This is a genomic window from Kitasatospora purpeofusca, from assembly GCF_034043715.1.
Taxonomy (GTDB): Bacteria; Actinomycetota; Actinomycetes; order Streptomycetales; family Streptomycetaceae; genus Kitasatospora; species Kitasatospora purpeofusca_A.
The window spans coordinates 91,411-110,738 of record NZ_JAXCLC010000007.1 but is presented as its reverse complement, the minus strand read 5'-3'; the positions used below and the strand labels follow the sequence as shown (position 1 = coordinate 110,738).

The following is a 19,328-nucleotide window of genomic DNA, read 5'->3' as shown; positions in this document are numbered from 1 at the left end:
CGCGCCGACGGGGCCCCGAACCCGACGACCGAGCCCGGTGAACGCGCCGAAGGAGCCCCGAACGCGACGACGGGGCCCCGGAGACGGTCCGGGACCCCGTCCGGGCCGGTCGGCCCCGGCCTCGTCAGCCCTGGCGCGCGGCCAGGAACTCCTCGAAGGTCAGCTCGCCGTCGTGGTCGGTGTCCATCTGCTTGATGATGGCCTCGGCCACGGCGACCGAGGTGGTGAGGTCGCCGAGCTCGCGCGCGACGAGGGCGTACTCGACCGCGGTGATCCGGCCGTTGCCGTTCTTGTCGAACTTGTCGAACGCGGCGCGGATGTCGTCGACGTCTGCCATGGGGGCCTCCTGGGACCGAATCAACTGCTGATGTGCATTTCCGACGGCGGTACCCTACCCGGCCGTGGTGAGCGCCACTGCGGGCGGGAGTGGACGGGCTCGGGGGTGGGTGTCGTAGTCTGCGGGTCTGATCCCGGCCCGGCCGGGTAAGCGAACGCCGCTCGTCGTACCCCAGGCCCGGGCACCTCTCGGGCGTGCTCGTCCAGGGAGGGACCATGCTCGATCTCGTCACCAGGCTGGTGCTGAAACCGCTCGCCCGGGGGATCTGGCGGCCCACCATCGAGGGAATCGAGAACGTGCCCCGCAAGGGCGGCGTCATCCTCGCCAGCAACCACCTCTCCTTCATCGACAGCGTGGTCATCCCGCTCACCGCGCCGCGCCGGGTCCACTTCCTGGCCAAGGCCGAGTACTTCACCGGCAGCGGCCTCAAGGGCGCGCTCTCCCGCGGCTTCTTCCAGGGGATCGGCGCGGTGCCGGTCGAGCGCGGCACCTACCGGTCCGCCCAGGCCTCGCTGGAGCGGGCGCTGGAGATCCTGGAGGACGGCCAGGCGTTCGGCATCTACCCCGAGGGCACCCGTTCGCTGGACGGCCGCCTCTACCGCGGCAAGACCGGCGTGGCCTGGCTGGCCCTGACGGCTGGCGTCCCGGTGGTGCCGGTGGCGCTGGAGGGGCCGGAGCAGATCCTCCCGATCGGCAAGCGGGTGCCGCGCCTCAAGAAGGTGACGGTCCGTTTCGGGGAGCCGCTGCACTTCGACGAGCTGCACGGCCAGGCGCGTTCGCTCAAGGCCCGCCGCCAGGTCACGGACGAGGTGATGGCGGCGATCCAGCAGCTGTCCGGCCAGGAGGTCGTGCGGACGTACAACGAGGTCCCCAAGGCCGCCTGAGGCCGGTCAGGGAGCGACGGCCGCGACCGGGGCCTCCCGGCGGAGCAGCGCCGCGTACCGGCCGTCCGCCGCCAGCAGCTGTTCGTGGGTGCCGAGTTCGGCGACCTCGCCGCGCTCCAGGACGGCGATCTGGTCGGCCCCGCGCACGGTGGAGAGCCGGTGCGCGATGGTGATGGTGGTGCGGCCCTCGGCGAGGGTGTCGATGGCCTCCTGGACGGCGCGTTCGGTGCTGTTGTCCAGCGCGCTGGTGGCCTCGTCGAGGATCAGCACGGGCGGGTTGCGCAGGATGGTGCGGGCGAGCGCGAGGCGCTGCTTCTCCCCTCCCGAGAAGCGGTAGCCGCGCTCGCCGACCAGGGTGTCGTAGCTGTCCGGCAGCGACGCGACGGTGTCGTGGATCCGCGCGGCCCGGGCCGCGGCGACGAGTTCCTCGTCGGTGGCGTCCGGTTTGGCGAAGCGCAGGTTGTCGGCGACCGAGGCGTGCAGGAGGTAGGTCTCCTGGGAGACCACGCCCACCGCGCGGGACAGGGTCTCGAAGGACAGCTCGCGGACGTCGACGCCGTCGATGGTGACCCGGCCGCCGGTGACGTCGTAGAGCCGGGGCACGAGGTAGCTGAGCGTGGTCTTGCCGGAGCCGGTCTCGCCGACCACCGCGAGCGAACCGCCCGCCGGGATCCGCAGCCCGACCCCACCGAGGGTGGGCCGCTCCTGCTCCGGGTCGTAGCGGAAGTCGACGTCCTCGAAGCCGACCTCGCCGCGGATCTCGCCGAGGGTGACGGGGTGCTCGGGTTCGTCGATCTCCACGGCCAGGTCGAGGTACTCGAAGATCCGCTGGAACAGCGCGAGCGAGGTCTGCACGGCGACGCCGGTGGCCAGCAGGCTGATGGTCGGGCGGAACAGGCCCTGCTGGAGCGAGACGAAGGCGACCAGGGTGCCGACCGAGACGATCGGCGCGCCGCCGGCGGCGGCCATGCCGGCCGCCCAGTAGATCACCGCGGGCATCGCGGCCATCACGATCTGGATGGTGTTCATCCGCCAGCGGCCGGCCATCGAGGCGCGGACCTCCAGGTCGGCCAGCCGGTCGGACTGGGCGGTGAACTCGCGGGCGAGCGAGTCGGTGCGGCCCATGGTGCGGCCGAGCAGGATGCCGCTGACCGACAGCGACTCCTGGACCGCCGAACTCATCGCGGCGAGCTGCTTCTGACGCTCACCGGTGATCTTCTTGCGCTCGTTGCCGACGCGGCGGCTGATCCAGACGAACACCGGCAGGAGCACCAGCGAGACGACGGTGAGCCGCCAGTCCAGCGCCACCATGGCGACCACCGAGGCGACCACGGCGGTGAAGTTGGAGACCAGCGAGGTGGCGGTGGAGGTCACCGTGGACTGCATGCCGCCGATGTCGTTGGCGATCCGGGACTGCACCTCACCGGTGCGGGTGCGGGTGAAGAAGGCCAGCGACATCCGCTGGAGGTGGCCGTAGACGGTGGTGCGCAGATCGTGCATGACCCGCTGGCCGACGGTGGTGGAGATCAGCGTCTGGAGCACGCCGAAGACGCTGTTGACCACGGCGGTGGCGACCATGCCGAGCACCAGGACGGTCAGCAGGCCGGTGCGGCCCTGCGGGATCGCGGTGTCCAGCACGGCGCGGAGCAGGAACGGCGTGGTCACCGAGACCACGGCGGAGGCGGCCACCAGCAGGCCGACGAGGATGAGGCGGGCGCGGTAGGGGCGGAACAGCGCGAGGATGCGCCGCCACTGGGTCGGCGGGCGCGGGTCGTTGTCGGTGTGGGCGGGCGGGGTCCACTGGATGCCTTCGGGGCGCACGGTGGGGCAGCCTCCCTCGGACGGCCGCGGGGGCGCGGCGCCCGGGGGCGCACGCCGGCGGCGGGTGGGCGGTCGGGCGATCGCCAGCATAACGAGAGAGGCTCATAGTTAGCAAAGCTAATAGTGAGACGGCCTCCGCTGTGCTGGTCGGAGCACCCGGCCGCGGCACCCCCGACCGGCTCAGGTGGTGCGGTACGTCCGGGCCGCCTTGGAGGAGACGCCGCCGAGCCTGCCGGACGGCAGCACCCGCGCGATCGCCACCGCCGCCTTGTAGCGCTTGCTCGGCACCGACAGCGAACGCCCCCGGGCCAGGTCGCGCATCGCCTCCTCGACCACGCGCTCGGCCGACAGCCAGCCCCAGGACGGGATGTTCCCGGTGCCCATGCCGGCCCGCTCGTGGAACTCGGTGTGCGTGAAGCCCGGGCAGAGCGCCATCAGCCGCACCCCGGTACCGCCGAGGTCCCGCATCACCCCCTGGGTGAAGCTGACCACCCAGGCCTTGCTGGCGCCGTAGGTGCCCCGCGGCAGGAACGCCGCCACCGAGGCGACATTGACGACCGCGCCCCGACCGCGCTCGCGCATCCCCGGCAGGGCGGCCGTGGTCAGCCGCAGCACCGCCTCGACGTGCACCTTCAGCATGTCCAGCTCGTCCTGCAGCGGCACGGTGGAGAAGGCGCCGCGATTGCCGAAGCCGGCGTTGTTCACCAGCAGGTCCACCGGGCGGCCATGGTCGGACAGGCGGGCCTCCACGTCGGCGATGCCCTTGTCCGTGGCGAGGTCGGCGGTGAGCACCTCCACCTCCACGCCGAACTCTCCGCGCAGGTCCGCGGCGGAACCCTCCAGCCGCTCGGTGTCCCGGGCCACCAGGACGAGTCCGTAGCCGCTCCGCGCGAGGCGGCGGGCGAAGGCGGCTCCGATGCCGGCGGTCGCGCCGGTGATCAAGGCAGTGGTCATGCAGCGACCGTACCTACTCCCGGGTACCGGCGACAGCGCTGCGCGCCAGGGCGGTACCTCTTCGTGACGACCGTCACGGAGGGTGCCCGGGTGGCGCCGGACGGTTCGTGCTCGTATCGTCGTTCGAGGGGGGCGTCGCCGGGCCTGGCGATGGAACTTCGATGAGGAGGCACCCGATGCTTGCTCAGACCACCCGAACCACGCGGACGACGCTCGCCACCCAGGGCGAGATCGACGCACTCGGCATGTTGATCACGGAGGACGAGGCGACCGTCAGCGACGCGCCCACGTACCGTCCGGAAGCCGCCGCGCTGCTGCTGCTGGCAGGCGCGCTGCTGCTGTCCCCGAAGCCGCCGAAGGAGAAGACGCGGTAATCGGACCGGACGCTGCCGGGCGACGCGCGGAGTCCCACCGCGCCACAGCCCTCCGGTCCCGCCGCGGCCATCGGTCCGGCGGCCGGGGCGGCAGGCCAACGGCCCGGACCCCGACGGGGCCGCCACGTGAACGCGGCGCGGCCCCGTAACACCGCGAAGCCCACCTCCAAGGAGAAGCACGCAACCATGCCGACCGCCGATCTCGCACTACGCGACGAATACGCCGCAGCGGTGGAGCGGCTGGCGGGCCACACCCTCGACACCCTCCGGGGAGTCGGGGGTGCGGTCGCGCCCGCCTTCCCCGGTACCGGCCCCGTGCCGCGTCCGGTCCTCGCCGCCGCCCGGGTGCTCGGGCCGGACGTCCTCGCACCGCAGGCCCTGGGCGCGACCGGGCCGGACGAGCAGGCCGTCCTGCTGCTCGCGGAGGCCCACCGGGCCTTCCCCCCTTCCGCCTTCCCGGCCCCCGCCGCCACCCACCTCTCCCCCACTCACTCGTCCGGCGCGGAGGAGGAGCGGGCCGCCGGGGCCGCCCTGGTCACCGCTTGGCGGGACTGGGGCACCGCCGTCCTACTGGCCCGCGCGCTCGGGCCCGCGGCCGACGCCCTGCTCCCCGGGGCGGCGGGCGAGGACACCGACCGGGGCGCGCCGCGCCCCGGCCACGCCCCGCGCCCGGAACCGTACGCCTGGCAGTCCTGGTCGGTGCGGATGGCCCAGCTCTCCGCGCTCGCCCTCCCCGGCCTCGACGGGCCCGTCCACGACGCCGCCCGCGAGCACAGCCTCGCCCTGGCCCGCGGCACCGTCCGCTCCATGCTGCGCTGCGACCAGCGCGTCGCCGCGCGCCTGACCCGCTGGCTCGCCTGGCTCGCCGCCGACGGGCGGGAACTGCCGCTGGAGGTCGAACCCATGCTGGAGCGGATCCGCGCCGTCGGTGACGGCAGCGCCCGCACCGCGCTCGAACTCGCCGTCGCGGAGCGCCTGCTGACCGGAGGAACGTCATGACCGACCACCGGATCCTGGCCACCGCGCAGCAGTTGGGCTCCCGGGCGATGTCCTGGCTGCACACCTGCCACGAACGCGGCTTCGGCAGACTGCCCGACGACGTCACCATCGACCTGGCCGATCCCAACAACGCCTACAAGCCGCTCGCCGAGTCCGCGCTCGCCGCCTCGCTCGTCCTGCGCGACGGCGTCACCGGCCCGGAGGACGCCCGGATCGCCCGGGAACTCCTGGACTTCGGCTGGTCCCAGCTGCGCGAGGGCAACCTCCTGTACGAGCGGTTGCTGCGGTACCCGGTGATGACCGACCCGCTGGAGACCTACGTCCACTTCGCCCGGTCCGGCTACCGGCACGCGGCGCTGGAGGAACTCCTGGAATCGCTCACCAAGGTGCGCGGGATCCAGGCCATCGAGATGATGCCCAACCGGCGGCTGGCCCTCGCCAACGCGCGCCGGGTGATCGGGCTGCGCAACCAGCCCGACGACTGGCCCGCCCTCACCGCCAGGACCTGGCTGGGCGCCACCCCCGAGCCCTGGGCGATCGACTGGCTGACCGGGTACCACATCACCCACGCCGTCTTCCATCTCACCGACTGGGGCGCGCAGCCCGAGAGCATGCCCGAGCCGATGCGCGACTACGTCCGCAACTGGCTGCCGGTCTGGGTCGACACCTGGCTGGAGGTCGGCCAGTGGGACCTCGTCGGCGAGCTGCTCGTGGTGGACTCCTGCATCGGGGAGCCGGTCACCGGTGCCCAGGGCTGGGAGGCGCTCGCCGCCATCCAGCGCGAGGACGGACTGATCCCCCGGGAGAGCGCGGAACCGGTCTCGGACGACCCCGAGCAGGCGTTCCGGGACCACGAGCACACGGCCGTGGTCGCGGTGGTCGCGGGCACCGTCACACTCTCCCGCGCGCTCGGCGGCGCGGCGGTCCCGGCTTGAGGACGCGATGAGCACGACGGTGGCGGGGACGGGGGCGGCAGGCGTCGCGGGAGCCGGGGACACCGGACCCGGTGCGCCCGGGGCGGAGCAGCTCGCCGGACTCGTGCTCGCCGCCGGGCCGCACGCCACCGCCGTGACCCTCGCGGTGGCGCGCGGCGAACGCTCCGCCGTCCACTGCCACGGGCGGACCGCCCGGGACGGCGGACCGTGCACACCCGACACCGGCTACGAACTCGGCTCCGTCACCAAGACCTTCACCGCCCTGCTGCTGGCCGAGCTGGCGGCGCGCGGCGAGGTCGCCCTGGACGACCCGGTGCAGCGCCACCTCCCGGCCGGACGCCGGCCGCCGGACGTCCGGCGCGGCGGACCGATCCGGCTGATCCACCTGGCCACCCACACCTCCGGCCTGCCGGGGCTGCCGCCGGGCCTGCTGGCGAGCGCCGTCCCCGCCTGGAACCGCAACCCCTACGCCGGCTACGACGAGCAGCGGTTGTGGGCGGCGCTGGCCCGAACCACCGTGCGCCGCCCGCCCGGTGAGGTGTACTGGTACTCCAACTACGGAGTCGGCCTGCTCGGGTGGCTGCTCGCCGAGGCGGGCCGGGGCCCCGACTACGCCGGGCTGCTCGGCGAGCGGATCGGCCGCCCGCTCGGGCTGCGGACCCTCACCTGCTCCCCCGACGCGCCGCAGCGCGCGACCGGCCACCACCTCGGGCGGCCGCTCCCGCCGTGGCGCATCCCCGCCCTCCCGGGCGCGGGCGCCGTCCGGGCCGGGGGCGCGGACCTGCTGCGCTTCCTCCGCGCCCACCTGGAACCGGAACCGGACGGCGGCCCGCTCGGCACCGCACTGCGGGAGGTGCGGCGGCCACGGCTGCGGCTGCCGCGCTCCGGCGACGAGATCTGCCTGGTGTGGAACCACCGCCGCACCCCGGACGACCGCGACCTGTTCTTCCACTCCGGCGGGACGCGGGGCTTCACGACGTTCGTCGGCTTCTGCCCGCAGACCGCCACCGCGGTCGCCGCCCTCACCAACAGCGGCCCCACCGTGCGGTCCTCCTTCAACCAGACCGCCTACGACGCCTTCAAGCGGCTCGCCCGGCCGGACGGGGAGAGCACGGGAAGCGGCTGACGACCGGCCGGTCCCGGAGAACCTCCGGCCGCCCCGGTCCGCCCCCCGTCCGGCGCGGGCCCGGCCGTCAGTCCCGGTCGGACCGGGCGGCGGTGTCGGCCGCGCCGCCGGCGCCGACCGGGCGGAGGCGGGAGGCGGCGGTGGCGGCCAACTGGGGTGCGAGCCTGGCCACGTCGCGCGAACCGACCGCGGCGATCAGCGACGGCAGGACCCAGCGGACCGGCTGCATCCCGCGCAGCCACGCCTGGGCGTAGACATGGGCGGAGCGCCGGGCGATCCCGGCGGCCAGGCGGTCCACCGCCGGCTCCAGCGGATAGGTCTTGTTGGCCGGCCACGGCAGCCGGGAGCGCATCTGCTTGAGCACGGCGTCCTCGTCGGCCCCGCGCACCATGTCGGTGTCGGTCCAACTCAGGTAGCCGACACCGACCTTGACGCCCTGATGGGCGACCTCGGCACGGATCGCGTGGGCGAACGCCTCGACGCCCGACTTGCTCGCGCAGTACGCGCTCATCAGCGGCGCCGGGGTCAGCGCGGCCAGCGAGGCGATCTGCAGGAGGTAGCCGCGGCTCTCGGCGAGGACGGGCAGGAAGGCCCGGGCGGTGGCCACGCTGCCGAGCAGGTTGACCTCGATCACCCGGCTGAACGCCCGGTGGTCGCTGTCCAGCAGCGGACCGCCGAGGGCGATGCCGGCGTTGGCGACGACGGTGTCGATCCGGCCGTAGTGCGCCTTTATCCGCTCGGCGAGCCCGGTGAGCGCCTCGGCGTCGGTGACATCGGCCTCCCAGGCGGTGGCATCCGGGCCGCACTGTGCGGCGACGGCCTTCAGCTCCTCCGGCTCCAGGCCGACCAGCGCGACCTTGGCGCCGCGCCGGGCGAGGTTGCGGGCCAGGGCGGCGCCGACGCCGCGCGCGGCTCCGGTGACGACGGCGACCTGGGCGGAGAGCGGTGGGGTGGCGGTCATGCGACGGCGGTCCTCTCGGGGTCGGCGGTGACGGCGGCGGGCAGGTCGCTACCGGTGGTGACAGCGGAGTCGGCGGTGACGGCAGTGACGGCGGGGTCAGCGGAGTCGGCGGTGGTGCGGCGGGCCGGGAGGTGGGCGGTCGCCATCCGGTCGATCTCGGCGGCCACCTCGGCCGGCCGCTCGAGCGGCGCCATGTGGCCGACCCCGGGCAGCAGGAGCAGCCCCTGCGGATCGGCGAGCGCCGCCACCATGCGGTGCGCGTGCACCGGCGGGGTGAGCCGGTCCTCGGCTCCGACCACGACGGCCGTCGGCGCGGTGAGGCGGCCCAGTCCGGGGCGGACGTCCAGCCGGTCCAGTACCCGCGCCCAGTCGGCGCGGACACCGGTCGGGCAGGCGTGCGCCATCCGGACGGCCACCTCGGTCCGCTCGGCGGGCGCCCGGGTGCCCATGATCGCGTACTTGAGCCCGGCCCGGCTGACCGGACCGACCGGCCCGAGCGGCAGCCGGGACCGCAGCACCTGCCGGTGCAGGAAGCGGCGCAGCCCCGCCGGGCGCACGGCGTCCGGGACGATCCGCACCTCGGCGACGAGGTCGGACGGCCCGGTGGAGATCAGCACGGCGGCCGCCGTCCGCTCGGCGACCTCGGGCCGGGCGGCACCCGCCATGATGGTCATGCCGCCCATGCTGTGCCCGACCAGTACCGCCCGCTCGCCCTCCGGGACCACCCGGGTGAGCACCGCGGCGAGGTCCTCGGCCAGCGCGCGGGTGGAGTAGCGGGCCCGGCTCGACGGGAGCTCGCTCCGGCCGTGGCCGCGCTGGTCGTAGGCCACCACCCGGTACCGGTCGGCGAGCCGGTGGATCACCGGCGCCCAGAAGTGGGTCGTGCAGGTCCAGCCGTGCGCGAGGACGACGGTGGGCGCCCCCGGCCGGCCGTGGACCTCGACGTGCAGCCGGGTGCCGTCGGCCGAACGGACGGCCAACTCCTCGGCGGGCGCCGGCTGGAGGCAGTCGGCGGGGATCGGACGGCGGCTCATGCCATGACCTCCTCGGGCCCGGTGGTGGCCACGGACGGTGCAGACGGTTCGGACGGTTCGGACGGTTCGGATAGTGCGGATGGTGCGGACATTGCCGATGGCACGGACGGCTCGGACCCTGCCGACGACGCGGACGGTCCGGCCCGGTCGTCGCGGCGGAGGATCAGCTCGTACTCGGCGAGGTCCACCTTGCGGGTGGCGCGGCGGAACGAGGTGGTCGAACCGGGCCAGAGCACCGTGTTCTTGCCGCTCTTGTCCAGGTACCAGCTGCGGCAGCCGCCGGTGCTCCAGACCGTGCGGTCCATCCGGTGCTGGAGTTCGAGGTTCCAGTGCCGCTGGGCCCGGGCGGTGGGCTGCATCGCGGTCGCGCCGATCTCGTCGAGCCTGGTCAGCGCGTCGATCAGGTAGTTGAGCTGGGACTCGATCATCAGGATCATCGAGCTGTTGCCGAGCCCAGTGTTGGGGCCGATGACGAAGAAGAAGTTCGGGAAGCCGTGCACGGTCGACCCGCGCAGGGCCTCCATGCCCTCCTTCCACTTCTCGGCGAAGCTCGTGCCGTCGGCCCCGAACACCCTGGAGCCCATCGGCATGTCGGTGACGTGGAAGCCGGTGCCGAAGACGATGGCGTCCACCTCGTGCTCGCTGCCGTCGGCGGCGACCAGGGTCGAGCCGCGCACCTCGCGCAGTCCGGCGGGGACCACCTCGGTGTTGGCGGCGGCGAGCGCCGGGTAGTAGGTGTTGCTGAGCAGGATCCGCTTGCAGCCGATCCGGTAGTCCGGGGTGAGTTTCGCCCGCAGGGCCGGGTCGGCGACACCGTCGGCGAGGTGGCGTTCGGCGAGGCGCTGGACCAGCTTGAGCAGGCCGGGCCGCCGGACGAACGCGTCCACCTGGAGCTCACGCAGGGCGAACAGGGTGCCCCGGCGGGCCTTCGCGGTGATCGGGAAGCGGCCGTGCAGCCGCTTCTCCAGCCCGGTGATCGCCCGGTCCCGGCGCGGCAGGACCCAGGCCGGGGTGCGCTGAAATACCGTCAGCTTCCCTACCTGGGGCTGGATCGCCGGGACGATCTGGGCCGCGGAGGCCCCGGTGCCGACCATCGCCACGCGCTGGCCCGCGAGTTGGAAGTCGTGGTCCCAGCGGGAGGAGTGGAACACCTTGCCGGGAAAGGAGTCCAGGCCCGGCAGCTCGGGGATCTGCGGGTCCGCGAGCGGTCCGGCGGCGGCCACGACGGCGTCGGCGGTCCAGCGGCCGGCCGTCGTGGTGATCTGCCAGCGGGTCCGCTCGACGTCCCAGCGGGCCTCGGTGACCTCGGTGTTGAAGCGCAGGTGGGGCCGGAGACCGAAGACGTCGGCGACCTTCTCCAGATAGGCGCGGATGTCGGGCTGGCCGGAGAAGCTGCGCGGCCAGTCCGGGTTGGGGGCGAAGGAGAAGGAGTAGAGGTGCGAGGGGACGTCGCAGGCGCAGCCGGGGTAGCTGTTGTCGCGCCAGGTGCCGCCGACCGAGTCGGCGCGCTCCAGGACGACGAAGTCGGTGATGCCGGCACGGCGCAGCCGGACGCCGGCGCCGAGGCCGCCGAAGCCGGAGCCGATGACGGCGACCCGGACGTGCGGGACCGCTTCCGGCTCGACGGCTTCCGGTTCGACCACTTCCCGTTCGACCGCTTCCGGGTCGACGGCTTCCGGGTCGACGGCTTCCGGGTCGACGGCTTCCGGGTCGACGGCCTCGGGCGCGGTGCGCGACCGGTCCTGGACGGTCGCCTCGGCGCCTCGGGGGCGGGGGCGCTTGGTGCTGGATGCCATGCGGCGTCCTCCTGGGGGTGGGGGACCGTGGGGCGCACGTCGCCGCTGCTCGGCGCGGCGCGGATCACGCCAACCGTGCCAGCAATCACTGGCACGGTTGGCAGGGTAGCCCTTGTTGACACTTGATGGAAGAAGCCCGGCCGCTCCGGTCGGACGAGCGCCGGACCTATGCTGAGCGCCGTGGACAAGGTCGAAGCTGCCGCCGAGGACAGACAACGCGAGTTCCGGGTGGAGGAGCTGGCCGAAGCGGCCGGGATCACCACCCGCACCCTGCGCTTCTACCGCGAGCGGAAGCTGCTCCAGCCGCCCCGCAAGGAGGGACGGATCGCCTGGTACGGGGAGGCCCACCTGTCCCGGCTGCGGATGATCGCCGAACTGCTGGAACGCGGCCACACCCTCGGCGGCATCGCCGAACTGATCGGCGCCGGGGAGAGCGGGCGGGACGTCGCCGATCTCATCGGCCTGGAGGCGGCCCTCGTCGCACCCTGGTCCGACGAGACCACGGTCCATCTCGACTGGGACGAGCTGAAGGCGGCCTTCGGCGACCAGCTCACCGAGGAGAACACCGCCGAGTCCATCGACCAGGGCTTCATCACCGTCGAGGACGACGGGATCACCCACGTCAGCCGCCGCCTGATGGACGCCACCACGGCGCTGGTGGCGGAGGGGGTACCGCTGTCGGCGGTCCTGGCGGCGAGCCGGCGGACCCAGGAGCACGTGACGGCGGTAGCCGAGATCTTCACCGCCCTGGTGCGCGAGCACGTGCTCGGCGCGCTGTCCGCCGAGACCCCGCTGCCGCCCGGCGAGGCCGCCCGGCTGACGGAGCAGATCCTGCGGATCCGCCCGCTCGCCCGTACCGTCACCGACGCCCAGTTCGCACTGGCCATGGACCGCCGGGTGCACGCCGAGTACGACGAACTGCTGCGGCAGCGGCTGGAGCACCGCGAGGGCGACTGACGGTCGGGCAGGCGTAACGATCCGTACCACCGGGCAGGGATCAGCCGCCTCGCCGTCTGCCGCCGGAACGGAGTCGCCCGATGCCCGACACCCCCGCCCACCGCCGTTCGATCCCCGTCCCCGCCCGTCCCGCACCGACCCGTCTCGCACCGACCCGTCCCGCACCGACCCGTCGCGGGCTGTTCGCGCTGGCCGCCGGGCTGGCCGCCGGAGCGACACTCACCGCCTGCGGGTCCGACGGTCCGGCCCAGGCCGACGGGGCGGGCACCACGGGCACCACGGGAACGACCGGCACCGCGGGAACGACCGGCACGGCCCGCCTGGTGCGGCACGCGCGCGGCGAGAGCACCGTCCCACCGCGGGCCCGCCGGGTCGTCGTCCTGGACACCGACGCCCTCGACTCCGCCGTCACCCTGGGCCTCACCCCGGTCGGCGCCACCACCGTCGCCGCCGGCGCGCCGCTCTCCGCCTACCTGCCCGCCGAACGCCTGACCGGCGTCAAGGCCGTCGGCGTCATCGGCTCGCCCCAGTTGGAGGTGATCGCCGGGCTCCGCCCCGACCTCGTCCTCGGCAACCAGGTCCGCGACGACAAGCGCTACGACGAGCTGTCGAAGATCGCGCCGACGGTGCTGAGCAGGACCACCGGCCCGGCCTGGAAGGAGAACGTCCGGCTGCACGCCGAGGCGCTCGGGCGCCAGACCGAGGCGGCGGCGGCCGAGCGGGCGTACCGGGCGAAGGCCGCCGACCTGGTCGCGGCGCTCGGCGGGCCCGAGAAGGCGGCGGCGCTCAAGGTCGGGATCGCCCGCTTCCTCGCCGGGGCGCCCACCCGCCTGTACCTCAACGACACCTTCATCGGCTCGGTCCTCGCCGACCTCGGCCTCGGCCGCCCCGCCAACCAGGACAAGTCCGGCTTCGCGCTGGAGATCAGCCCCGAGCAGGTCGACCAGGCCGAGGCCGACGTCATCTTCTACTTGGTCTACGGCGACCCGGCGAAGTCCGACCACGCCAGGATCGTCGGCGGCACGCTGTGGAACGGCCTCGAGGCCGTGCGCAACGGCAAGGTCCACCAGGTCGACGACAACCTCTGGATGCTCGGCATCGGTTACACCGGCGCGGGCCTGATCCTCGACCGGATGCGACGCGACCTCGTGGGCTGACCCGTGCCCCGCCCGACGAGAGCCCCGCCCGACGAGCGCCCCGGGTACGCGGGCCGCCGGGGTGTGCGAGCCGCCAGGGTGCAGGTCCGCGCCCGCCGAAACCCAAGAACGTCCCAAGGACGGGCCGCCCGAAGCGGAGCCCGCGCGCTCCCCGCGTGAAGAAATCGCGGGACCGCGACGGGCGGCCGGGCGCAGGCCGCCCCCGGCCGACGGCAGGCGTTAGGCTCTCCGCTCGGCTGCCGCGCGGACCACCACGGCGTGGCGCCGACCGACCCGGGCCGGCGGACGGCCCGCAGCACGGGGGGAACGACGAACATGAGCGACGGAACAGTGCCCGGCGCCGCCGGCGGCACCGTCAGCGGCTCCGGGCCGGGCGGATCGGCCCGGTCGGGCGGATACCACGTCAACGTGGGGGGCCTGAACGGCGTCGCCGAACAGCTGGGCCGGACGGCGGCCGACATCGCCGAGGCCAGAACGGCGTACGCGGGCTCGGTCTGCTACGCGTCCACCGCCTTCGGCGAGTTCGGCGTGGACCGCGCCTGGTCCTCCTTCGACACCGCCTGGTCGAAGGAGATCGGCGTGACCCAGCGCGCGCTGGACGAGCTGTCCCAGAAGATGGCCGCCACCACGGCGAACTACCGCGACACCGAGCACGCCGTCGCCTCCGGCCTGGTGCCCGCCGGCGGCGGCCGGTGAGCAAGGTCAAGGATCTGGAGCACGCGCGGCACAGCATCGAGCAGTTCACGTTCATGCTGCCCAACCTGCACCTGCTGCAGGGCATCGAGGAGGCGCTCGCCGTCCCCGAGCCGGTCGGCGACCCGGCGGCGGTGCGCGCCCGGGCGCAGGACTACTCGAAGGCGGCGGCCTCCTTCGCCAAGGCCACCACCGACCTGTCCGGGGTGGCGGCCAACCGGCTGCCCTCGGTGTGGACGGGCTCGGTCGCCGAGCACGCGACCCAGGCGGTGCACGCGATGTCGGCGGAGACCACGACCTCGAAGGACACCCTCGCCGAGGCCGCCAAGGTGCTCGACGCCTGGGCCAACGACCTGCAGTGGGCGAAGTCCACCGACGCCCAGGGCCGCCAGCAGCTGCACGACGCCGGCGAACGCGCCCGGCACGACCCGGCCGGCTTCGACCAGGGCGCCCGGGAGACGGCGCTGGCCGGCGTCGGCGCCCGGCTCGCCGCCGCGCGGCGGGCCGAGAGCTGCGGCACCGGCACCGCCGGCAGACTCAACCAGCTCGCCGCCAAGGCGCGCGCCGCGCGGGCCGGTGACGGTTCGATCGACCCGCTGGCGGCGGTGGTGCTGGCCACCGAGAAGAACCCCGGCGCGGGCGAGGACGGCGACTACATCCTGACCCCCAACCAGCTCGACCGGGCGAACCAGGTGCTCGGGGTGATGACCGGCGCCGACCAGGCGGCGTTCCGCGCGCTGCTCTCCGGCGCCAAGTCCCCCGAGGAGTCCGCCTACCTGTGGAAGGCGCTGGCGGCCGGGCACCCGGTCGCGGACATCCAGCGGTTCGACGCGCAGATCCACCCGCACGGCGACGATCCGGCCTGGCTGGCCCAGCACCTGGTGCCGGCCACGTCCACCGACGACACCCGCCGCGAGTCCTCCGACAACCTCGACGTCACCTACCAGGGGCAGCCGGTCAGCATCGACGGCTACGGCGTCTACTCGCAGCGCAACGTCAGCGACTGCGTCGCCGCCTCCACCGTCATCGCGCAGGCCAAGCTGGACCCGCTGCTGATGTTCCAGCTGACCACCGGCGGCACACCCGACACCCCCGGGGCCGACTCGCCGGAGAATTTCGGGCAGCGCCTCCAGGACGCCTACCTCGGCGAGTACAAGGACGGCCAGCGGGCCGACGGCAACAAGAAGGTCTACCCGCAGGTGGACGCCGGGCTCGGCGCCACGGCCCAGACCTACCTCGCCGACAAGGACCTCGGCCGGGCGACCGGCGCCGACTACGAGCACGTCGAGCTGAAGAGCGACGAGGACCGGCGCAACGCGGTGACCCGGATCGAGAAGTCCGTCGACGAGGGCCTTCCGGTGCCGATCACCGTGCGCAACTCGGACTCCGGCCACCAGATGATGATCATCGGCCGGGACGGCGACAAGCTCCAGATCTACAACCCGTGGGGCTTCACCTCCTGGGTGACGGAGGAGCAGTTCATCAACAGCCAGCTCGGCGGACTCACCCCCGGCGACCACCCGCTCAACCAGTCGACCGCCCTGGAGCTGCCGAAATGACCACCGTCCGGTCCGATGCCGAGTTGGCGGACCTCGACGTGCCCGCCGCCGTCACCCGCGGTCTGCTGCTGGCCGGCGGACCGCGCCAGGCCCTGTTCACCGAGGCGGCCATCGCCGCCGCACACCGCGCCGAGGCGGCGGGCATCGGCCCGTACCCCCTGGGCTTCCTGGCCCGGCACGTGCGGACGGGCGGCTTCGCCGCCGCGCTCGCGCTGCCCGAGCCGGTGATCGGCGCGTCCGGTACGGCGCTCGTCCGCACCTGGCTGCGGGCCGCGGCGGCGACGGGGGCGGACGTGGGGCGCGAGCACCTGTTCGCGCGCTGGCTGGCCGAGGTCGCCGCGCTGCTCGAACTGCGCCGGGACGCGCGGGCGGGAGGTACGGCATGAGGAACCGCCGCTCGAAGGGCCGGACGGTCCGCAGCGCCGCCGTTCTCCCCGCCGCCCTCGCCGCCGTCCTCGCCACCGGACTGGTGGCCCTGACCGGGTGCTCGTCCGGCGGCCCCGGCGGCTCCGGCGGCGGACCCCCCGCCGCCCTGCTGGCCCTGCCCGCCGACCTCGAAGCGGAGGCGGTGGCCGGCGGCAAGCAGCCCGCCTTCGAACCGAGCGACGTCCATCTCGCCGTCGGCCGGACGCTCGGCATGGACGTGCGGGTCGCGCCACTGCCGCACGGCTGGCGGCTCGTCGACGGGGGCGACACCGCCCTACTGCGCCGGGACGCCGACAGCAAGCAGAGCACCTGCGCCCCGAACACCGCCGGCTGCGGCCACACCGTCCGCCAGAGCTGGACCGCCACCGCCGCCGGGAGCACCACGCTCACTTGGCGGTATGTCGACTTCGCGAGCTGCAAGGAGGCACAGAACCCGGCCTCCTGCCGGACGATGGCCAGCAAGGAGGTCCGGGTCACCGTCGGCTGACGGCCCGGGCGGGCCGGGGCGGTGGGCGGTGGGCAGGGGGGCGGTGCCCCCTTGCGGCCCGGAATGCGGGTGCCGGGAGCCCGACGCGGGGCCTACCATCCGATCATGATCGAAGGTAGGGCAGTACGGCTGCGCGCCCTGCGCGCGGAGGACGCGGACCACCAGCTCCGCTGGCGCAACGACCCGGAGGTGGTGCGGCTGGCGGCGGCCGGCGACCCGCGCTTCGGCCCGACCACCGCCGAGGCGCTGGCGGACCGGTTCGGCCGGATCCTGCGCCTCGACCCGCGCGAGAGCGGCGTCCTCACCGTGGAGGAGAAGGCCGGCCGCCGCCCGATCGGCATGGTCGACTACCGGGGCGTCGACCCGTACGAAGGCGTCGCCGAGGTCGGGATCTTCATCGGCGAACGGGAGTTCTGGGGCCACGGCTACGGCTCGGAGGCGCTCGGCCTGCTGGTGGACCACCTGTTCGGCATGTTCCCGCTGCACCGGCTGGAGCTGGACACCTGGAGCGGCAACACCCGGGCGGCCCGGGCGTTCGCCCGGCTCGGCTTCCAGGAGGAGGGCCGCCGCAGGGACGCCGTCCTGCTCGCCGGGGCCCGCTACGACCGCCTGCTGTTCGGCCTCCTCCGCCGCGAGTGGGAGGCCCGCCGCCGCTCCGCACCCGCAACGCCCGAGGCCGCCGACGCGACCACCACCGCCGGGTAGCCGGGCCGGCCGCGGAGGTACGTCGCCGATTCCGTTGCGCCGCATGCCAGTTGGTCGGCCCGTCCGTCATTGTTCCCGGGCGCCCTGGACCGGCCGTGGAGCGCCGGCGCAGACTGCTGCCGTGATCGATCTGCGAGTCCTCACCCCCGCCGAACCGGACGACTGGCCGCTGTGGCGGGACGCCCGATGGGCCGCGCTCCGCGACGCGCCGCACGCCTTCAAGGTGCGGCTGTCGGACTGGCCGACGGGCGGCGAGGAGGAGTGGCGAGCCCGGTTCGCGCGCCGGGACGCCGTGCACGTCGTCGCCGTGTCGGCGGACGGGCGGCCGCTCGGCCTGGCGGGCGGGACGCCCTCGCCCGGGCGGGACGGGGTGGGCGAGTTGCGCTCGCTCTGGGTCGGTCCGGGCGGCCCGGGGGCGGCGAACAGGGGACCGGCTGCCGGCCGCCGTGGAGGCGTGGGCCCGGCGGACGGGCCGCACCTCGCTGCGACTCGCGGTACTCGAGGGCAACACGCCGGCCGAGGCGCTGTACCGGCGCAATGGGTTCACCGACGCGGAGCGGCCGGACGCGCCGGGCCGGTCCGCCGGGGACGGCGCCCCCGGGGCCGAACAGGCGGTCGGGGAGCGGGTGATGGTCAAGCGACTGGTGCCCGTCGTACCGGAGCGGTAGTGGGCCGTCGTCCGAGGTGGCCACCGGCGGCGGGCGCCGGTGCGCGGACCCGGCGGCGCATGGCCGACATCTGAGCGGAAGCGTCCGTTTCGCGGTCGGCCAGGGGTAAAGTCAGCGAGCATGGTCGAATCGACGGTTCCGATCCTGCCCTGCCATACCCTCCCGCCGGTGCTCGATTTCTACACCGCACTCGGCTTCGAAGTGACTGTCCATCAGAAAAATCCCGACCCCTATGCCGTCGTCCAACGCGGCGGCATCCAGCTCCACTTCTTCGGCATGCAGCAGTACGACCCGGGTGCCGGCTACAGCACCTGTCTGGTCCGCACCGACGACGTGGACGCGCTGCACGCCGCGTTCCAGGAGGGCCTGCGGTCCGCCTACGGGCGGGTGCCGACCCAGGGCCTGCCCCGGCTGGGCGCGGTCGGCGACACCCCGCACGGGGTACGGGAGTTCCTGTTGACCGATCCCGGCGGCAACTGCCTGCGGATCGGCCAGCCGATGCGTGCCGACCGGCACCACCGGCCGACCTCCGAGGAGCCGTTCGCGAAGGCGCTGCACCACGCCGCGCTGTTCGCCGACTCGAAGGAGGATCCGGCCGCGGCTGCCCGGGTGCTGGACCGGGCGCTGGAGTCGCCGGACGGGCCGCCCGCCCCGGTGCTGCTGTTCCGCATCCTGGCGTTGCGGGCCGACCTGGCGCACCGCCTGGCGGACGGCGCCAGCGCCGAGGCTTTCAGCCGGCGGGCGGACTCGGTCGCCGAGGGGCTCACCGCCGAGGAGCGGGAGTCCGTCCGGGCCGAACTCGGCCGCCTCGCCGGTCTCCTGGTCCGGGGCTGACGCCCGGCGGAGGACGCCCGCCGGACGACAGGCCCGACGGATGGCGGGCCCGACGGATGGCGGGCCCGACGGATGGCGGCCAACAGATGGCAGATGGCATCATCTGCCATCCGTTGGCCGTCATCCGGCCCCGGGCCGTCAGATCGTCGGACCGCGACCCCGCCGCGCCGCCACCCCGCCGCTCAGGGCGCCCAGACGCGGGTGCACAGCACCAGCCGGTAGCCGTCCGGATCGGCCACCGTGACGCCGTGTTCGTCCCAGTAGGGGTTGTGCGAGGGCACCCGCGTGCCACCGGCCGCCTCCAGGCGCCGGACCAGCACCTCGTCCACCGGCGCCCCGAGGTAGACGACGAAGAGGTCGTCGACGGTGGGTGCCGGTTCGATCGGCCGCTCGGGGTCGTGGGTCAGCTCGAAGTGCCAACCGCCGCCGGGCGGGCCGACCATGAGCAGGTCGTGCTCACCCGGGACGTGTTCGCCGGTGCGCCACAGGACGGCCAGGCCGAGGCCGTCGGCGTAGAAGCGCTCGGCCGCCGCGAGGTCCCGGGAGGGCCTCGCGACGCGGACGTGGGTGGTGGAGTCGATCACGACGGACGAGCCTACCGAGGGGCGGCGCGACGGCCGT

The 19,328-nt window shown here is 74.3% G+C and carries 21 protein-coding genes; 14 read left to right on the top strand and 7 right to left on the bottom strand.

What is annotated here, in order from left to right:
- Positions 1-124: 124 nt before the first annotated feature.
- A complete protein-coding gene (locus SM793_RS05860) occupies positions 125-337 on the bottom strand; it encodes an EF-hand domain-containing protein (protein ID WP_320436931.1) in 213 nt (70 codons plus the stop codon).
- A gap of 215 nt (positions 338-552) precedes the next feature.
- Here SM793_RS05860 and SM793_RS05855 point away from each other — a divergent pair, with 215 nt between their 5' ends.
- Positions 553-1,221, top strand: coding sequence for a lysophospholipid acyltransferase family protein (locus SM793_RS05855; RefSeq protein WP_320436930.1), 669 nt, complete (start codon positions 553-555; stop codon positions 1,219-1,221).
- 6 nt (positions 1,222-1,227) lie between these two features.
- On the opposite strand, the gene SM793_RS05850 is transcribed toward SM793_RS05855, so the two are convergent.
- Both SM793_RS05850 and SM793_RS05845 read right to left on the bottom strand, forming a co-directional pair.
- Positions 1,228-3,042 carry an ABC transporter ATP-binding protein gene (locus SM793_RS05850; protein ID WP_320436929.1) on the bottom strand — a complete coding sequence of 605 codons (1,815 nt, stop codon included), beginning with the start codon at positions 3,040-3,042 and terminating at the stop codon, positions 1,228-1,230.
- Positions 3,043-3,222: 180 nt separating this feature from the next.
- Complete coding sequence (locus SM793_RS05845) at positions 3,223-3,996, bottom strand: SDR family oxidoreductase (RefSeq protein WP_320436928.1); 774 nt, start codon at positions 3,994-3,996, stop codon at positions 3,223-3,225.
- Between the two features lie 176 nt (positions 3,997-4,172).
- On the opposite strand from SM793_RS05845, the gene SM793_RS05840 reads away from it, so the two are divergent.
- The 4 genes from SM793_RS05840 (at position 4,173) to SM793_RS05825 (ending at position 7,430) form a co-directional block, all read left to right on the top strand.
- Complete coding sequence (locus SM793_RS05840; protein ID WP_030391982.1) at positions 4,173-4,370, top strand: hypothetical protein; 198 nt, start codon at positions 4,173-4,175, stop codon at positions 4,368-4,370.
- 186 nt (positions 4,371-4,556) lie between these two features.
- Positions 4,557-5,369: a hypothetical protein gene (locus tag SM793_RS05835; RefSeq protein WP_320436927.1), complete on the top strand. Its 813-nt coding sequence runs from the start codon at positions 4,557-4,559 to the stop codon at positions 5,367-5,369.
- Positions 5,366-6,304 (top strand): DUF6895 family protein, encoded by a 939-nt coding sequence (locus SM793_RS05830; protein WP_045938018.1) that lies wholly within the window; start codon positions 5,366-5,368, stop codon positions 6,302-6,304. The genes SM793_RS05835 and SM793_RS05830 overlap by 4 nt, the downstream gene beginning before the upstream one ends.
- 7 nt (positions 6,305-6,311) lie before the next feature.
- Positions 6,312-7,430: a serine hydrolase domain-containing protein gene (locus SM793_RS05825; protein WP_320436926.1), complete on the top strand. Its 1,119-nt coding sequence runs from the start codon at positions 6,312-6,314 to the stop codon at positions 7,428-7,430.
- 67 nt (positions 7,431-7,497) lie between these two features.
- Here SM793_RS05825 and SM793_RS05820 read toward each other — a convergent pair whose 3' ends face one another.
- Genes SM793_RS05820 through SM793_RS05810 form a run of 3 tightly spaced genes read right to left on the bottom strand, consistent with a single transcriptional unit; the run spans position 7,498 to position 11,221 of the window.
- Complete coding sequence (locus SM793_RS05820) at positions 7,498-8,391, bottom strand: SDR family oxidoreductase (RefSeq protein WP_320436925.1); 894 nt, start codon at positions 8,389-8,391, stop codon at positions 7,498-7,500.
- Positions 8,388-9,425, bottom strand: a complete 1,038-nt coding sequence (locus tag SM793_RS05815; RefSeq protein WP_320436924.1) for an alpha/beta hydrolase — start codon at positions 9,423-9,425, stop codon at positions 8,388-8,390. Before SM793_RS05815 ends, SM793_RS05820 begins: the two co-directional genes overlap by 4 nt.
- A complete protein-coding gene (locus SM793_RS05810) occupies positions 9,422-11,221 on the bottom strand; it encodes an NAD(P)/FAD-dependent oxidoreductase (protein ID WP_320436923.1) in 1,800 nt (599 codons plus the stop codon). The genes SM793_RS05815 and SM793_RS05810 overlap by 4 nt, the downstream gene beginning before the upstream one ends.
- A 180-nt stretch (positions 11,222-11,401) precedes the next feature.
- Here SM793_RS05810 and SM793_RS05805 point away from each other — a divergent pair, with 180 nt between their 5' ends.
- From SM793_RS05805 to SM793_RS05765, 9 genes are all read left to right on the top strand, one after another.
- Complete coding sequence (locus tag SM793_RS05805) at positions 11,402-12,178, top strand: MerR family transcriptional regulator (RefSeq protein WP_320436922.1); 777 nt, start codon at positions 11,402-11,404, stop codon at positions 12,176-12,178.
- An 80-nt stretch (positions 12,179-12,258) separates the two neighbouring features.
- Positions 12,259-13,335 carry an iron-siderophore ABC transporter substrate-binding protein gene (locus SM793_RS05800; protein ID WP_320436921.1) on the top strand — a complete coding sequence of 359 codons (1,077 nt, stop codon included), beginning with the start codon at positions 12,259-12,261 and terminating at the stop codon, positions 13,333-13,335.
- Between the two features lie 315 nt (positions 13,336-13,650).
- Positions 13,651-14,031: a type VII secretion target gene (locus tag SM793_RS05795; protein ID WP_320436920.1), complete on the top strand. Its 381-nt coding sequence runs from the start codon at positions 13,651-13,653 to the stop codon at positions 14,029-14,031.
- Positions 14,028-15,587 carry a hypothetical protein gene (locus SM793_RS05790; RefSeq protein ID WP_320436919.1) on the top strand — a complete coding sequence of 520 codons (1,560 nt, stop codon included), beginning with the start codon at positions 14,028-14,030 and terminating at the stop codon, positions 15,585-15,587. Before SM793_RS05795 ends, SM793_RS05790 begins: the two co-directional genes overlap by 4 nt.
- Positions 15,584-15,973, top strand: coding sequence for a hypothetical protein (locus tag SM793_RS05785; RefSeq protein ID WP_320436918.1), 390 nt, complete (start codon positions 15,584-15,586; stop codon positions 15,971-15,973). The genes SM793_RS05790 and SM793_RS05785 overlap by 4 nt, the downstream gene beginning before the upstream one ends.
- Positions 15,970-16,500: a hypothetical protein gene (locus SM793_RS05780; RefSeq protein WP_320436917.1), complete on the top strand. Its 531-nt coding sequence runs from the start codon at positions 15,970-15,972 to the stop codon at positions 16,498-16,500. The genes SM793_RS05785 and SM793_RS05780 overlap by 4 nt, the downstream gene beginning before the upstream one ends.
- A 105-nt stretch (positions 16,501-16,605) precedes the next feature.
- Entirely contained in the window at positions 16,606-17,205 is a 600-nt protein-coding gene (locus SM793_RS05775) for a GNAT family protein (RefSeq protein WP_320436916.1), read from the top strand.
- Between the two features lie 446 nt (positions 17,206-17,651).
- A complete protein-coding gene (locus tag SM793_RS05770) occupies positions 17,652-17,873 on the top strand; it encodes a hypothetical protein (RefSeq protein WP_320436915.1) in 222 nt (73 codons plus the stop codon).
- A gap of 120 nt (positions 17,874-17,993) precedes the next feature.
- The gene (locus SM793_RS05765) at positions 17,994-18,707 is read left to right on the top strand and encodes a VOC family protein (RefSeq protein ID WP_320436914.1); all 714 of its coding nucleotides are present in this window, start codon (positions 17,994-17,996) and stop codon (positions 18,705-18,707) included.
- Positions 18,708-18,889: 182 nt separating this feature from the next.
- Here SM793_RS05765 and SM793_RS05760 read toward each other — a convergent pair whose 3' ends face one another.
- Positions 18,890-19,291, bottom strand: a complete 402-nt coding sequence (locus tag SM793_RS05760; protein ID WP_320436913.1) for a VOC family protein — start codon at positions 19,289-19,291, stop codon at positions 18,890-18,892.
- Positions 19,292-19,328 lie beyond the last annotated feature (37 nt).

Coding starts and splice junctions, on each gene's coding strand:
- SM793_RS05860 (WP_320436931.1), bottom strand. CDS start 337: ATGGCAGACGTCGACGACATCCGCGCCGCGTTCGACAAGTTCGACAAG.
- SM793_RS05855 (WP_320436930.1), top strand. CDS start 553: ATGCTCGATCTCGTCACCAGGCTGGTGCTGAAACCGCTCGCCCGGGGG.
- SM793_RS05845 (WP_320436928.1), bottom strand. CDS start 3,996: ATGACCACTGCCTTGATCACCGGCGCGACCGCCGGCATCGGAGCCGCC.
- SM793_RS05840 (WP_030391982.1), top strand. CDS start 4,173: ATGCTTGCTCAGACCACCCGAACCACGCGGACGACGCTCGCCACCCAG.
- SM793_RS05835 (WP_320436927.1), top strand. CDS start 4,557: ATGCCGACCGCCGATCTCGCACTACGCGACGAATACGCCGCAGCGGTG.
- SM793_RS05830 (WP_045938018.1), top strand. CDS start 5,366: ATGACCGACCACCGGATCCTGGCCACCGCGCAGCAGTTGGGCTCCCGG.
- SM793_RS05825 (WP_320436926.1), top strand. CDS start 6,312: ATGAGCACGACGGTGGCGGGGACGGGGGCGGCAGGCGTCGCGGGAGCC.
- SM793_RS05820 (WP_320436925.1), bottom strand. CDS start 8,391: ATGACCGCCACCCCACCGCTCTCCGCCCAGGTCGCCGTCGTCACCGGA.
- SM793_RS05815 (WP_320436924.1), bottom strand. CDS start 9,425: ATGAGCCGCCGTCCGATCCCCGCCGACTGCCTCCAGCCGGCGCCCGCC.
- SM793_RS05810 (WP_320436923.1), bottom strand. CDS start 11,221: ATGGCATCCAGCACCAAGCGCCCCCGCCCCCGAGGCGCCGAGGCGACC.
- SM793_RS05800 (WP_320436921.1), top strand. CDS start 12,259: ATGCCCGACACCCCCGCCCACCGCCGTTCGATCCCCGTCCCCGCCCGT.
- SM793_RS05795 (WP_320436920.1), top strand. CDS start 13,651: ATGAGCGACGGAACAGTGCCCGGCGCCGCCGGCGGCACCGTCAGCGGC.
- SM793_RS05785 (WP_320436918.1), top strand. CDS start 15,584: ATGACCACCGTCCGGTCCGATGCCGAGTTGGCGGACCTCGACGTGCCC.
- SM793_RS05780 (WP_320436917.1), top strand. CDS start 15,970: ATGAGGAACCGCCGCTCGAAGGGCCGGACGGTCCGCAGCGCCGCCGTT.
- SM793_RS05775 (WP_320436916.1), top strand. CDS start 16,606: ATGATCGAAGGTAGGGCAGTACGGCTGCGCGCCCTGCGCGCGGAGGAC.
- SM793_RS05765 (WP_320436914.1), top strand. CDS start 17,994: ATGGTCGAATCGACGGTTCCGATCCTGCCCTGCCATACCCTCCCGCCG.